This is a genomic window from Actinotignum inguinis (assembly GCF_051265835.1).
Lineage (GTDB): Bacteria > Actinomycetota > Actinomycetes > Actinomycetales > Actinomycetaceae > Actinotignum > Actinotignum timonense.
On the sequence record NZ_JBOZDP010000029.1, the window covers coordinates 1 to 14,219 of the forward strand.

12 protein-coding genes and 1 rRNA gene are annotated in these 14,219 nt (G+C 62.8%); 5 read left to right on the forward strand and 8 right to left on the reverse strand.

The genetic code is table 11. The features are described 5' to 3' along the window. A 16S ribosomal RNA gene (locus ACRQFC_RS08790) occupies positions 1–81 on the reverse strand; the annotation flags it as partial. Positions 82–778: 697 nt separating this feature from the next. Here ACRQFC_RS08790 and ACRQFC_RS08795 point away from each other — a divergent pair. Next, positions 779–2,233, forward strand: coding sequence for an MFS transporter (locus tag ACRQFC_RS08795; RefSeq protein WP_284896978.1), 1,455 nt, complete (start codon positions 779–781; stop codon positions 2,231–2,233). Positions 2,234–2,434: 201 nt separating this feature from the next. Here the strand turns inward: ACRQFC_RS08795 and fucO are convergent, their stop codons facing one another. Together fucO and ACRQFC_RS08805 are read right to left on the reverse strand one after the other, a co-directional pair. Next, on the reverse strand, positions 2,435–3,586 hold the full coding sequence (gene fucO / locus ACRQFC_RS08800; RefSeq protein ID WP_087069693.1) for a lactaldehyde reductase: 1,152 nt from the start codon (positions 3,584–3,586) through the stop codon (positions 2,435–2,437). A 258-nt stretch (positions 3,587–3,844) separates the two neighbouring features. Continuing rightward, entirely contained in the window at positions 3,845–4,696 is an 852-nt protein-coding gene (locus tag ACRQFC_RS08805; protein ID WP_284896980.1) for an aldo/keto reductase, read from the reverse strand. Between the two features lie 143 nt (positions 4,697–4,839). Between ACRQFC_RS08805 and ACRQFC_RS08810 the strand changes: the two genes are divergently transcribed. Beyond that, complete coding sequence (locus tag ACRQFC_RS08810) at positions 4,840–5,556, forward strand: hypothetical protein (RefSeq protein ID WP_435729952.1); 717 nt, start codon at positions 4,840–4,842, stop codon at positions 5,554–5,556. Here the strand turns inward: ACRQFC_RS08810 and ACRQFC_RS08815 are convergent. The 4 genes from ACRQFC_RS08815 to ACRQFC_RS08830 all read right to left on the reverse strand — a co-directional run bounded on the left by ACRQFC_RS08815 (position 5,462) and on the right by ACRQFC_RS08830 (position 12,107). Continuing rightward, positions 5,462–6,499 carry a hypothetical protein gene (locus tag ACRQFC_RS08815; RefSeq protein WP_284896984.1) on the reverse strand — a complete coding sequence of 346 codons (1,038 nt, stop codon included), beginning with the start codon at positions 6,497–6,499 and terminating at the stop codon, positions 5,462–5,464. The two genes, ACRQFC_RS08810 and ACRQFC_RS08815, sit on opposite strands and share 95 nt — an antisense overlap. Positions 6,500–6,810: 311 nt before the next feature. After that, the gene (gene ppdK, locus ACRQFC_RS08820; RefSeq protein WP_101595777.1) at positions 6,811–9,546 is read right to left on the reverse strand and encodes a pyruvate, phosphate dikinase; all 2,736 of its coding nucleotides are present in this window, start codon (positions 9,544–9,546) and stop codon (positions 6,811–6,813) included. A gap of 105 nt (positions 9,547–9,651) precedes the next feature. Beyond that, positions 9,652–11,361, reverse strand: a complete 1,710-nt coding sequence (locus tag ACRQFC_RS08825) for a formate--tetrahydrofolate ligase (RefSeq protein ID WP_435711091.1) — start codon at positions 11,359–11,361, stop codon at positions 9,652–9,654. A gap of 32 nt (positions 11,362–11,393) precedes the next feature. Next, positions 11,394–12,107: a sugar O-acetyltransferase gene (locus ACRQFC_RS08830; protein WP_101595776.1), complete on the reverse strand. Its 714-nt coding sequence runs from the start codon at positions 12,105–12,107 to the stop codon at positions 11,394–11,396. A 252-nt stretch (positions 12,108–12,359) separates the two neighbouring features. Here ACRQFC_RS08830 and ACRQFC_RS08835 point away from each other — a divergent pair, with 252 nt between their 5' ends. The 3 genes from ACRQFC_RS08835 to ACRQFC_RS08845 all read left to right on the forward strand — a co-directional run bounded on the left by ACRQFC_RS08835 (position 12,360) and on the right by ACRQFC_RS08845 (position 13,923). Then, a complete protein-coding gene (locus ACRQFC_RS08835) occupies positions 12,360–12,827 on the forward strand; it encodes an NAD(P)-dependent oxidoreductase (protein ID WP_087069701.1) in 468 nt (155 codons plus the stop codon). A 120-nt stretch (positions 12,828–12,947) separates the two neighbouring features. After that, positions 12,948–13,433 (forward strand): flavodoxin, encoded by a 486-nt coding sequence (locus ACRQFC_RS08840; protein ID WP_087069702.1) that lies wholly within the window; start codon positions 12,948–12,950, stop codon positions 13,431–13,433. Between the two features lie 118 nt (positions 13,434–13,551). Continuing rightward, positions 13,552–13,923: a hypothetical protein gene (locus ACRQFC_RS08845; protein ID WP_143231790.1), complete on the forward strand. Its 372-nt coding sequence runs from the start codon at positions 13,552–13,554 to the stop codon at positions 13,921–13,923. Between the two features lie 126 nt (positions 13,924–14,049). Here the strand turns inward: ACRQFC_RS08845 and ACRQFC_RS08850 are convergent, their stop codons facing one another. After that, positions 14,050–14,217, reverse strand: a complete 168-nt coding sequence (locus tag ACRQFC_RS08850) for an IS3 family transposase (RefSeq protein WP_101657600.1) — start codon at positions 14,215–14,217, stop codon at positions 14,050–14,052. Positions 14,218–14,219 lie beyond the last annotated feature (2 nt).

The following is a 14,219-nucleotide window of genomic DNA, read 5'->3' on the forward strand; positions in this document are numbered from 1 at the left end:
TTGCAGGCTTCATCGTTCGACTTGCATGTGTTAAGCACGCCGCCAGCGTTCGTCCTGAGCCAGGATCAAACTCTCCATATAAAAACCAGAGAGCCAACATCTAGCTCGAAAAAATAAAAAACAAGAACAATGACACCAAAAAGAAAAGCGTTATCAACACCAAGTGCTATAAACACCCAACCGATTGGTTACTACTGTCCTTGCACACACCCACACAACCACCAAGAAACCAACAACCGGTCAACCTGGTTAGGTCGTGTGAACAAAAAATTCACGTAAAAAATATATTAGTCAGACACGCTATTAAGCATCCAAACACCATATCCACACCCCACACCAGCCACCGGGATAAACACAGTAACCAGTACGGAGAGAATCATTCACGCTCAAGAAGAGCAACCCCGTTAGCCTACCACCACCCGGCCCGGTAATCAAACGGAACCTTCATGGCCTTGGCCACTCACAGGGTTTTGTTTGCCGCTTCGTGCCCTTACCGGGCTCTCGGCGACGGATAACAAGCTTACAAGCCCACCCCGCTAGACGCAAATCAAACCAAAGAGACACCCACCACACCAGGCAAAACGCCCAGAAAACCGCGAAAAAGCACGCCCTAATAGCCCAGCCAGGAACTCACCGGCCGCACCTATAACGTCGCCAGGACACCTCTAAACCACCACAGCACATACCTACAGACCCCTCAAGCACCGCCCAGCCGAACTCCGAGGCGCGGCAATGAGGCGCGCGGGCGAGAAGCTGCGGCGTCGTCGATAATAGAGAAGTGAGTGCACGAAAAGTTCCGGCCGCTGCCGGTACCCCTCAGCAAAGCGACCCGAAGCGCCCGTCCCCCGAACCCACTACAGACCATCCGCACGGAGGAACCACGCTTCGGCCCGGCACGCAGCTCGGCTTGCTCGTCACCCTGGTCATTGCCGTCCTGTCCTATCAGCTCAACACCACGATGGTGACTCCCGCGCTCCCCGATATCGGGCGCAGTTTTGCGGTGAGCGAGGGGACGCTCGCGCTGGTGTCGAGCCTCTTCTTCCTGGCCGGTGCGGTCGCCGGAATTCTTCTGACCCGGTGGAGTGATTTCCTCGGGCGCACGCGAATGTTGCTGGCGGTCCTCGTGATCCTGCTGGTGGGAACGCTGGTGTGCGCATTTGCCCCGAACTTCGCCATTTTCGTGGCCGGGCGGGTCCTGCAAGGCGTCTCGGGAGCGGTTTTCCAGCTCGCGTATATGATTCTGAGCGAATCGGTATCTCCCGCGCTGCTCGGCACCATGTTGGGTATTATCAGCGCCGCGAACGGCGGGGTGGGCGGCCTGGACGGCTGGCTCGGCGGGCTCCTCACGGATCGCTTCGGCTTCCAAGCCATTTTCTTAGTGATCGCCGGACTTACCGCGGTTGCGATTTTGCTGACGGCCCGGGCACTCCCCGCGCAAAAACGGCCAGCCACCACCGGAAAGATGGATTGGTGGGGCGGCGGGCTGCTCTCGCTCAGCCTGATTTTCCTGACCTACTACGTCAATATCGGTGGCACCCGCGGGTGGTTCACCCCGGCCAGCCTCGCGCTTTTCGGGGTGGCAGTATTATTTTTCGGCGCTTTTTGCGTGGCTGAGCGTCGAGTTTCCTCACCGCTTTTCGCTTTACGTCACCTCGCATCGCGCCATTGCTGGCCGCTTATTGCCACAACGCTGCTGTCTCTCGCTTCGGTTTTCGCGGTCATCAATTTTACGGTCGCGCTTTTCGCCCAGAATTCCGAGGTGGGATACGGGCTTGAGGCCGGCCGCGCCGCGCTCCTCTACCTCACTCCGCCCGCGCTTATTGGCCTGGCCGCCGCGCCGCTGTCCGGGTGGCTGGCGGGGAAAATCGGCTGGCTCACCGTGCTGCGCACCGGGCTCGCCGTTTCACTGTGCGCGATTGGCGGGATCTGGCTTTTCCTCGAGCACCGCTGGATTGTTTTCGCTTTTATCGCGCTTCTTGGAATCACCTATAACGGCATGATTCTCACAACGGTCAACGGCCTGGGCGTGATCCTGGCCCCGCCCGAGGCGCCCGGTTCGCTTCCCGGCCTCAACGGCGCGGCTTTCGGCGTGGGCGCGAGCCTGGGCATCGGCCTGGTTGCGCCCCTGGTGGGAACCTGGAGCGGCTACCGCGGGGCGCTGGCGCTTTCCGCGGGCATTGCCGGAGCGGCTTTGCTGTGCGCATGCGTTTTGAAGATGCGTACGGATTCCTAACGACGACGCCGCTACCTGGCCACCACACACCCGGCCACATAACGGACCCGGATAGCAACACGCGGCATGCTCACACAGCGGCATGCTCACACAAGAACGCTCCCGCAGGAAGGTGGCCTGACGTGAACGCGGCCGGCACCCGAGCCAGGCACCGGCCACGTTCGCCGCTTGAGCGCATGAGCTAAGCGAACACCTCAACCCTTAGAGCAAAGAGGCGTAGAGCGCGCGGATGTCTTCCTTGGTGGCCTTGCGGGGGTTGCCCGGGGTGCACACGTCGTTGAAGGCGTCCTCGGCCAGAGCGTCGAGGCCGGATTCGTCCACGCCCACCGCGGAGATCGTGGTGGGGTTACCCAGGTCCTCAACCAGCTGCTTGACCGCGTCCACCGCGTAGGTACGCGCGTCTTCTAGCGCGACGTCGTACGAATCCTTCATGCCGAAGGCATGCGCAATATCGCGGTACTTTTCACCGGTGTACTCGGCGTTGAACTTCATGACGGCCGGCAGCAGGATACCGTTGGCCACGCCGTGCGGCGCGTCGTAACGCCCACCGAGCGGGTGCGCCATGCCGTGCACCAGGCCCAGGCCCACATTGGAGTAGCCCATGCCCGCGATGTAGGAGGCGTAACCCATCTGCTCCACGGCGTCGGTATCACCATCAGCAGCCTTGCGCAGGTTCTTCGCGATCATCTGGATCGCCTTGAGGTGAACCGCGTCCGAAAGCTCCCAGGCACCCGGGGTGATGTAGCCTTCGATGGCGTGGGTGAGGGCATCGAGCCCGGTCGCCACCTTGAGGGAACGCGGCATGCCGTCCATGAGATCCGGATCCACAATGGCGAGCACCGGAATATCGTGTTCGTCCACGCACACAAACTTGCGGTGCTTCTCCGTATCGGTAATCACGTAGTTAATGGTGGTTTCCGAAGCGGTACCGGCGGTGGTGGGAATACCGATAATCGGCACGGAGGGGTTCTTGGTGTCCGCCACGCCCTCGAGGGAAAGAACATCGGAGAATTCGGGGTTCGCACCGATAATGCCGATGGCCTTCGCGGTGTCCTGCGGGGACCCGCCGCCCAGGCCGATGAGCACATCCGCGCCGGAATCCTTGAGCGCCTGCACGCCGGCCTTCACATTTTCGACGGGCGGGTTCGGAACAACGTCGTCGAAAATCTCGTAAGCAAAATCGGCCTCATCCAAACGCTTCGTCACTAGGTCCACGGTCCCGGCCTGGCGCACGCCCTTGTCGGTGATGATGAGGACTTTCTTGAAGCCGCGGCGATGCAGCTCGGGGACCAGCTGGTCGAGCGCACCGCGCCCGAAGTACGAGGTTTGGTTGAGGATCATGCGATTAACCATGACAACTCCTTATGTCGAATATTCGTAGCAACTGCGCCACTTTCCTGACATGGAACATTGTTCCATTTTTTTGACCCCCGCCCTATGACGTAAGGCCCGGCGCAGAAAGATCGCCGGGGCCGTGGCGATATTTTTCCGCCAGATCGGTTACGGAGCGGTGTAGCTGCGGGCTACCGTGCGTGGCTTTTTAGCACGACGACGCCGCGTCCCCGCGGCGCGCGGGCGCGCCGCGGCGCCGTCGTACCACCTGAAGCGAGGCTATTCCACATCGAGGGGGACTCGGAAGCGCGGGGCCGGGAAGGCGGCGTCCAGGCGCGCGAGTTGGTCGGCGCTCAGCTCGATGCGCGCGGCCTCCAAGTTTTCCCGCATATGCGCGAGTTTGCCGGTGCGCGGAATCGCGATGGCGTTGCCCTGCGCCAACACCCAGGCGAGCAGCACCTGGAAGGGGCTGATGCCCTGTTCGCGGGCGACCTCGGTGAGGGCCGGGTTGGTGACCAGGCCGTTGCGCAAGGTCCCGGCCTGGGCGAGCGGGCAGTAGGCGATGAGCGCCACGCCGCGCCGTTCCATGAGGCCGCGCAGCTCCACTTCGATTCCGCGCGAGCCGAGGTGGTAGAGCACCTCGTTGGCCTGGCAGTTGGCACCACCGGGCACCGCGGCCAGGTCCTGCATATCTTCGACGTCGAAATTGGAGACGCCCCAGCTGCGGATTTTCCCGCTGCCGCGCAGGCGTTCGAGTTCCGCCACGGTTTCGGCCAGCGGGGTGCCGCCGCGCCAATGGTAGAGGTACATATCAACGTAGTCGGTGCCGAGACGCTCGAGGCTGGCGTCGAGCGCGGCCTCCATGCGGTGGCGCGAGGCGTTGGATGGCAGCACTTTGGTGATGAGGTAGAGCGATTCGCGCGGGAAGGGCGTGATTGCTTCGCCCACGAGTTCTTCGGAACGCCCGCTACCGTACATTTCCGCGGTGTCGATGAGGTGCGCCCCGCCTTCGATTCCGCAGCGCAGCGCCGCGATTTCTTCCTGCCGGCTGGCCGGGTTATCGCCGAGGAACCAGGTGCCCAGCCCGAGGGCCGGCACGGTATCGCCGTTCGCCAAGGTGATGTTGCGCATGGATATCGTTCCTCTCGTGGTTGTTCTACGCTCCAGCGTGCCACGAGGCGGCCCGAGCCGCAAAATGTACGTCAGGAACATTAAAGCCGCGAAAAACTGTCAGCCACGTACACTTTGCACATGCGTCGAGCGAAGGGATAGCTATGGTTTGCATATCTCCGGATCCGGATTGGACGCCGGTACCTTTCCGCCAGTCATGGAGCGGGCACCTCATTGTCGGCACTATTACCGCAACAGGTATTGTGATTGCGCTGGCGCTGAGCCGGTTATTCCTCCCTCACCAGGTGAATTTTTTCGCTCTGCTGCTCATTGTTGTGCTGAGCACCGTGGCTGTTGAATTCCTTTCAACGCACATCGACCGCTGGGATCAACGCCGCTGGCACCATCCGAGCCCTGGCGGATGGATTCCTCCACTGTGCCGGATCATATTCTTCGCAGGAATCTATTTTATTGTCACGCTGGTGCTGACGCTGAACTCCCGGCAGGCACTCATCTGTGGCGGCGCGGCTACCGCGGTCGCGCTTATCGAGGTGTTCGGCGTACGGGAATGGAAAACAGGCTTGACCACAGCGGAGGAGAGAGAAGCCACCCTGAAAGCAAAGAAAGCGCTTGAGGAAATAGCCATCGAGGCGCGCATTGAGCGGCGGGAGAAGGCTCGGCGCAAGGAGGCGGAGCGCCGCAAGCGGCTCGGTTTACCGGAGGACACCAGTCCGATTATCACGGTAAAGCGGGGTGGCTTCGAATTCCGGCCACACCGCGTGAACTTTATTCCGCCGCGCGCCGAGCCCGACGCCGCGGAGCAGCCTGATGATCAGACTGATGACCGCTCCGATGAACGCCCTCAGGAGGGGCAGGATTAGCAGCGCGGTGCGCGGAGCTATGCACGGATGTAGTGGCCGCAGCGGAGGCATGCGCGGCGCGGCGGCCGCGAATTTCCTGCCAAATATTGCGGCTGCGTGCAGCGCTTTCGGTACCCGGCTGGGCAGCCCGGCTGCCGCGCCGTCGCGGACGCTCGGCAGCTGCCGGCGCTTCGGGTGTTTCGGCTAGGGGCTCAGCTTCGGCGGCAGAGTCCGTCTCGACATCTTCAGCCGCTTCGGCTGCCTCACTTGCTTCCGCTGCCGCTGCGGGCGCCGCCTCAACCCTCTCGGTTACTTCAGCCGCTTCAGCCTTTTCGGTTGCCGCCGCTTCAGCAGCTTCGCCCGCCTCCGCCGCCACATCCAGCACCGGCACCCCGGCTGCCGGCCCGAGCGCGGTGGCGCGCTGGAGGCGAACTTCGTCCACAGAGAGCAAAATCCCGGCCGCCCGCTCCAAGATGGTCACCTGCCAGACCTGCACCCCGGCTCCGGCCAGGGCCCGCACGGCGTCAGTAATATCCGGATCGATAGTAAAAGCGAAGATGCTCAGGCGCGGCGCCGGTTCCGGGATGGGCGGGTTGACGGCGGTGAACTCCTGCCAGGCGGAGGAAAAATCGTGAGGCCCGCCCGGGAAAAGCCGGGTAATTTCGCGCCGGTCTAAAGTGGCGTGCTGGGCGGAACGGGCGAGGGCCGCGAGGAGCGCTGCGCCGTCGAGAATATCAATAATATCGACGCTAATAATGTTCCCGGTGGCATCCAAGGCAACCAGAGAAGCGGTGCCGCGCTCCCCTTCCGGGCGCGTCCACGCGACCTGGAAGGCCGGGAAATCGAGGAACTCCGCAATCTGGGCGCGCAGCGCTTCGGCAACGGAGGCGCGGGTTTCTTCCGGAAGATCCGCGGGAGGCGCCGCGCGATGAAATTGCCCGCCACGTAATGAGAAAACGCCCACGAGATACCATCTCCGATACTGCTTACCGCACCAACCTGCCTACCCAAGCCTATCCTAGGCGAGGTACCTGAGAATTGACTGCACCGCGCTTTCTTGCACGACGGCGCCCGCGTCTCCGGGTGCTTGCGCCACCGTGCCCGAACGGCCCCGGTGGCCCGGTGCGGCTACGCCACCAGATGCCAAGCGGCCGGGTGGAAACCAGCTCCGTGAAGAGCTCGGTTCCCGCCCGGCCGCTGTGCAGTGCTAGCCGCGTTTAGCTAGCGTTTGCGTGCCTCGCTAGCGATTACGCAGCTACGCGCACTACGCAAGCGCTACGCCGTCGCTCCGGCTCCGGACTCCTGCCCCTTGGCCATAACGGCCGCACGCCCGGCTTCCAGGCGTGCCACCGGCACCCGGAACGGGGAGCAGGACACGTAATCCAAACCGACGGAGTCGAAGAAGTGCACCGAGGCGGGATCACCGCCGTGCTCGCCGCAGATGCCCACGGTGAGGTTCGGGTTGCCCTTCCGGCCGCGTTCGGTACCCATGCGCACCAGCTCGCCCACGCCTTCGCGGTCGATGGTCTCGAAGGGCGAGGTGTCAAAGATCCCTTCCGCCATATAGGTCGGAATGAATTCGTGTTCGACGTCGTCCCGCGAGAAGCCCCACGTGGTCTGAGTCAGGTCATTGGTGCCGAAGGAGAAGAATTCGGAATCTTCGGCGATCTTCTCCGCGATAATCGCCGCGCGTGGCAGCTCGATCATATTGCCGATCGCGATGTCCAGGTCGTAGCCGGATTCGCGTTCCACATCGGCGATGATCTTGCGGGCGCGGTCCGCAACCAGGCGGAATTCCTTATCCGAACCGATGAGCGGGATCATGATTTCCGGATGCGGATCCAGGCCACGCTTGCGGCAGGCCACCGCGGCTTCGGCCACCGCCCGCACCTGGAGATCCACGAAACCGGGGATCTGGATGGACAGGCGCACCCCGCGCAGGCCCAGCATCGGGTTATCTTCGTGGCGTTCGGTTGCCGCCCGCAGCAGGGTGCGGGTGTGTTCGGGCACCTGCTGGCCGCGGGCTTCCATGGTGGCTACCTCAACCGCCAGCTTCGTCATATCCGGGAGGAATTCGTGCAGCGGCGGGTCGATGAGGCGCACCACTACCGGCAGCCCGTCCATCGCCTCGAAAATACCTTCGAAGTCACCGCGCTGGAGCGGCATGAGCGCACCCAGGGCGGCCTCCTGCAACTCCGGGGTGGCCGCGAGGATCACGTGCTCGATGAGTTCGCGCCGCTCGCCCAAGAACATATGCTCGGTGCGGCACAGGCCGATCCCCTGCGCCCCGAATTCGCGAGCGCGCGCGGCATCTTCCGGATTATCGGCGTTGGCTCGCACGTGCATGCGCGCCGACTTATCCGCCTGGGTGAGGATGCGATCCACGGAACGCACCAGTTCGCAGGTGTCCACATCATCGCCGGCGGCTTCCAGCGCGGCTTCCAGGCCCTGGGAAACATAGATCATGACCGGGGAATCTTCCACCGGCACCGCCCCGAAGAACACTTCCCCGGTGGTGCCGTCAATGGAGATCACATCCCCGGCGCGCAGCGTCTGCCCGGTGGACTTGATGAAGACCGTGCCGGCCTTTTCTTCCACAAGCAGATCCTCCGCGCCCACCACGCAGGTGCGGCCCATCCCGCGGGCCACCACCGCGGCGTGCGAAGTTTTCCCGCCGCGCGCGGTGAGCACGCCGGCGGCCACCACCATGCCGGGCAGGTCATCCGGGTTGGTTTCGCGGCGCACCAGAATCACCTTGGCGCCTTCCGCGGCGCGTGCCTCCGCCTGCTCGTTACTGAACACCACTTCGCCCACGGCCGCACCCGGGGAGGCCGCCATGGCCTTGGTGATGAGGGTGCGCTGCGCATCGCGCTGGAACTGCGGAAAGAGCAGCGAGGTGAGCTGTTCGCCGGTGGTGCGGGTGATCGCTTCTTCCGCGCTGATGAGCCCTTCGTCTACCAGCTGGGTGGCCACCCGGAAGGCCGCGGCGGCGGTGCGCTTCCCCACGCGGGTTTGCAGCATCCACAGCTTGCCTTCCTGGATGGTGAACTCAATATCGCACAGGTCCCGGTAGTGGTTTTCCAGGCGCTTCATGATGTCCATGAGCTCGTTGTAGGAAACCGGATCCAGCTGCTCAAGATCCTTGAGGGAGAGGGTATTGCGGATACCGGCCACTACGTCTTCACCCTGGGCATTGACCAGGTAGTCGCCGTACACCCCGGAATGCCCGGTGGAAGGATCGCGGGTGAAGGCCACCCCGGTGCCGGACTTCTCCCCCATATTGCCGAAGACCATCGTGCAAATATTGACGGCGGTACCCAGGTCATCCGGGATGTGTTCGCGCCGGCGGTAGATGCGGGCACGTTCGGTGTTCCAGGAGCGGAACACCGCAGTGATCGCGAGGTTCATTTGCCGGCGCGGGTTCTGCGGGAAGGGATACCCGGTGGCGCGCCGCACGATTCCCTTGAATTGTTCGACCAGCTCTTGCAGGTCCGCCGTCGTCATATCAAGATCGCCGCTGTAACCTTTTGCCTTTTGGAGGGCGTGCAGGGCATCTGAGAAGAAATCTCCGTCGATATCGAGCACGGTCCGGGCGAACATTTGGATGAGGCGCCGGTAGGAATCCCAGGCGAAACGTTCGTTGCCGGATTGCGCCGCCAGGCCCTTGACCGATTCATCATTGAGGCCAATATTGAGCACGGTTTCCATCATGCCGGGCATGGAGAACTTCGCGCCCGAACGCACCGAGAGCAGCAGCGGATCCTCCGGATCGCCAAGTTTCTTGCCCATCTGCTCTTCCACGGCTTCTAGGTGGCGCGTCACCTCCGCTTCGAGTTCTTCGGGTTCCTGCCCGTTACTCAGGTAGTAGCGGCAGGCTTCGGTGGTGATGGTGAAACCGGGTGGGACAGGCAAATCCATGTGGACCATCTCAGCCAGGTTAGCTCCCTTGCCGCCGAGCAGGTCCTTCATGTCCTTGTTGCCCTCGGTAAATGCGTATACGAACTTTGTCATATCGTCCTCCGTGGGGATTCACACGCGCATAAGTGCGCGGAGCGGCCCCTTCGCCGCTCACGTGTCCAGGGTAACACTTTGGGGCGGCGTGATCGAGAGGGATTTTTAGTGAATACCGCGCACATTTCCGGCGCCGTCCACGTCAATGGCCAGCGCGGATGGTTCTTGGGGCAGGCCCGGCATCAGCATGACGCTCCCGGCCATCACCACGACGAACCGGCCCCCCGCGGAGAGATGCACCTCGCGTACCGGCACGTCGAAATCGCTGGGGGCGCCCAGGCGTTTCGGATCGGTGGTGAAGGAGGCCGGGGTTTTCGCGATGCACACGGGATAGCGGCCGTAGCCGCGTTCTTCCAGGTCACGCAGTTGCTCGCGCGCTTCTTGCGCGAAGGTCACGCTCGCGCCCCCGTAGACGCGCCGCACCACCGCGGTGATTTTCTCGGCAAGGCTCGCGCTATCCGGGTACGTGAACGTGGTGCGGGAGGGCGTTTCGAGGGCGCGCAGGACGGCTTCGGCCAGTGGCGCCGCACCTTCCCCACCGCGCGCGAAATGCTCGGAAACAGCCACGGGCACGCCCAACTCCGCGAATTGCGTGCGCACGTTTGCGATATCGGCTGCGGTATCCGTATCAAAACGATTAAGGGCGACGACGACGGACTGCCCCCACACCGCCCGCAAATTATCGATATGCCGGGCGGCGTTCGCGATACCCCCGTGATAGCGCAGCGCGCGCAAGGTGATCACGAAAACGACGGCGTCGGGGCGCAGCCCGGAGGTCCGGCACATAATGTCAATGAACTTTTCGGCGCCCAGGTCGGCCCCGAAGCCCGCTTCGGTGACCGCGATCTCCCCCATCGCGAGCGCGGCGCGGGTGGCCATCACGGAATTGCAGCCGTGGGCGATATTGGCGAAAGGCCCGCCGTGCACCAGGGCGAGGGTTCCTTCCCGGGTGGCGACCAGGTTCGGAGAAAAAGCTTCGGCGAGCAGGGCGAGCATAGCGCCGGTAGCTCCCAGGTCTTTGGCGGTGACCGGCTTGCCGGCGCGGGTGCGGGCCACTTCCATGGAATCGAGGCGCTCGCGCAGGTCCGCGAAGGAGGAGGCCAGGCAGAAGGCTGCCATGACTTCGCTGGCGGGAACAATATCGAAGCCGGTGGCGCGGGTGGCGTGCGCGCCGGGATTGGAGTGGGTGCCCGCGCCCGGGCCGGCGCTATCCAAGCGCCCGCTGGGGCTGAGGAGGATGGCGCGCAGGGCCCGGTCGTTCATGTCGATCACGCGGCGCACGCTCACCGTGGCCGGGTCAATATCGTGGGTATCGAAATACACCGCGTTATCCGTCATGGCGGCCAGCAGGTTGTGGGCGGCGGCGATAGCGGCAAAATCCCCGTTGAAGTGCAGGTTAATGGAGTCCGCCGGGGTGAGGGTGGCACGGCCCCCGCCAATGGCCCCGCCCTTGAGCCCAAAGACTGGCCCGAGCGAAGGTTCGCGCAGGGCCAGCACCGCACGCTGGCCGAGGTAACGCAGGCCGTCGGCCAGGCCGATGGAAGTGGTGGTTTTTCCTTCCCCGGCCGGGGTGGGCGACATAGCGGTCACCAGCACGAGGCGGCCGGGGCGGGCGGGGTTGGTTTCGGGTTGTGCGGAGCCGGTTTCGGGCTGTGCGAGCTCGGCACCCTGCCGGCCGGGCGTACCCGGTTGCGCAGCGAGGCTTTCTACCCAGCGGTAATCGATCTTCGCCCGATCCCGACCGAAGGGGATAACCGCATCGGCCGGCACACCCGCCGCGAGGGCGGCATCAATGAGGGGAAGATCAATAGACATACGCTGTATTTTATACCGCCGGCTCAGGTCCCTTAGCTAAGCGGGCCCATGTCAGCAACGTAGGCGTCGAGGAGCGCTTGGCCGCGGGCGTCGTCGTCGTTATTAAAATACCGGAGCACGCGGGCCGGGACCCCGACCACAATGCAGTTCGCGGGGACGTCGCGCATAACGACGGCGCCGGCGCCCACGATGGAATTTTCGCCGATGGTGACGCCCGGGCCGATGGTGGCGGAGGCGCCGATCCACACGTTATCGCCGATGGTGATCGCGGTGCCGAATTCGAGGTCGGTTTCGGCGCGCAGGCGCGGGGGAACCGGGTGGCCGGCGGTGGTGATGGTGACTCGCGGGCCGATGAGGACGCGGCGACCCAGGGTGATGGGGGCGACGTCGAGCAGAATCGCGCCGGAGTTGATGAAAACTTCCGGGCCGATATGGACATTCGCGCCGTAATCGCAATGGACGGGCGGGACCACGGTGGCGCTCGGGTCGAAGGAACCGAAGAAGCGGGCGGCGATGGTGCGGATCGTTTCGTTATCGGAGGGGTTGGTGGCGTTGAGCTCGTGCTGGACGGTGAGGCCCTCGCGGCGGACTTTGGCGAGGTAGGGGTCGTCCGCGATGTACATTTTTCCGGCGACCATGCGTTCCCAGGTGGGAGAGGGTTGCGGCGCATCGGGCACGGGATTCGGCGCGGGCTGCGCGGCGGCCTTAGGAGCGGATTCCGGCGCGGGCTGATTCGATTCGGTCATGGGTTCATTCTGGCATATCTGAGCTACCATCTATGGTGAACTCTTGTTCACCCTCGGAAGGGATGCGGTGGTGCGTTTCCCAGGTTTTCAACCCCGGCGGTGGCCGGCTGGACATCGTGGCCCAGCTGGCATGCTGCCGCTTCGCCCCTCGGCGGGCTCCCAACTACGCGGCCGGGCACCCGCCACCGCAATCGCCTTGATAAGACCTCACCAGCAGCGGGCCGCAGCAACGGCCCACATCAGAAAGGATGAATGATGCGCATTGCAATTATTGGAGCGAACGGTGCGGCCGGGAAGCTCATTACCCAGGAAGCAGTTTCGCGCCGGCACGAAGTTATTGCCGTGACGCGCTCGGAAAATGAAACGGAGGCGCCGGTTTCGCTGCGCCGCGACGTTTTCGAAATTGAACGCGGGGATATTGCCGGTTTTGACGCCATGGTGGACGCGCTCACGCCCAGCGCGGATGCCGGGGCGGACTTCCCCGAACGCGCCGCGAGCCATCTTATTGACCTGGTTTCCGGGCTGCCGACTCGGCTCATCGTGCTCGATAGCGGGGACGGGAAGGTCCCGGCGGCGGTGGAAAGCGCCCGCATTGCTAAATGGACATACGTTTCCCCGGAGGTGACCTCCGCGGAGTTGGCGGTGGCCGTGATTGAGGAAATCGAACGCGGGCCGCTGACCGCGCATATCCGCCAGCGTGTGGTGGTTGGGGATAAGTAGAGGTAGTAGAGAAGTGGAGTAAGGAGCGCACCTCCACAATCGTGAATAAGGGCCGCGCCTGGGATTCTCGGGCGCGGCCCTATTTTGAGCTCTCACCCAGGTGTAGATTTTAAATGGCTCATGTCACAGTGGCGAGAGACGGGAGGAACAATGATTATTTATTTTTCTGAAACTGGCATTACCGAGAAAGCAGCACAGCACTTGCAGGGCATTATTGGCGGCGATGTAGAACGGATAACGGCAGCTCAGCCGTATACGGATGCGGATTTAGATTGGCAGGTCGAGGATAGCCGGGCGAATCTAGAACAGCACGGTAAGCTCCCGGCCCCGAAACTCGCAGCACCGGTAGATTTGGGCGGCGCAACAGAGGTGTTCCTTGGTTTCCCGATCTGGTGGGGTATCCCGCCAAAAGTGGTGGATAGCTTCTTAGGCTCGCATGATTTGGGGAACGCGCGGGTTCACCCCTTCTGCACCTCCGGAAGCTCACCGATGGACGAAGCGGAAGAATACTTACGTTCCACTTTCCCGGATATTGCGTGGGCGAAAGGATTGCGTTTCCACGATGGCCTGACCGAAGAAGACATCCGCACATGGGCTGATGCATAGTAGAACCACGGGAGCCGTCGCTGCGCTTATCGGAACGCTCGGCACCCTCGGAACCCTCGCGGCATGTTCCCGGGAACCGCGTCCCGGCTTCGATGAACTGGTAGCTTGCACAGGAACGGTGACACTTTCCCACCTCAATCTGCCCGACCCCTACGGGGTTTCCTGGACGGTTGAGTTTGCGGAAGGCGACACCGCCACCTTGAGCTATAACGTTCCCGATGTCGGTGCGGGCCTAAAAGAGGTTTATCGAGAATCTTTCCCGGTTGATCCGCAGCTGCGGAAGGAAATGTGCGTGCAGGCTGCGATGACAAAAGAAGTCGAAACTCTGCCGAGAGGAGCGACCACCATCTGGGATCTACCGCCCGCCGGCTCCGGGAAAAGCAGTGATGTGGAAGCAACTGCGCTCATGGAACCGGTCATGCTCATGGTCACTACGGAACGCCTGTGGGCCGCGAATGAGGCGTCTGTGGAATATGCCAAGAATCGCTAAGGTGCGCGCGGGGCGGCAGGCGCGGCGGCGTCGTTCAAAATAAAGGACGGCACGGAAACCGCATGCGGCCACTGCGCGGACCAACCATAAAGCAGGGGTTAATAGACAAAAGGGGCTGCGGACTGTTTATTGGACATTATCGCTTAAAACCGCTTGACGATGCTCCACAATCGTTAAACCATCGAACTTCAAGGTAATACGCTTCTGGTTATAGAAGAACATATACTCGTCTATCGCCTCGCATAACTCATCGGTTGTAGCCCACTTCTTCCCGTGATAAATCTCGGTTTTCATCC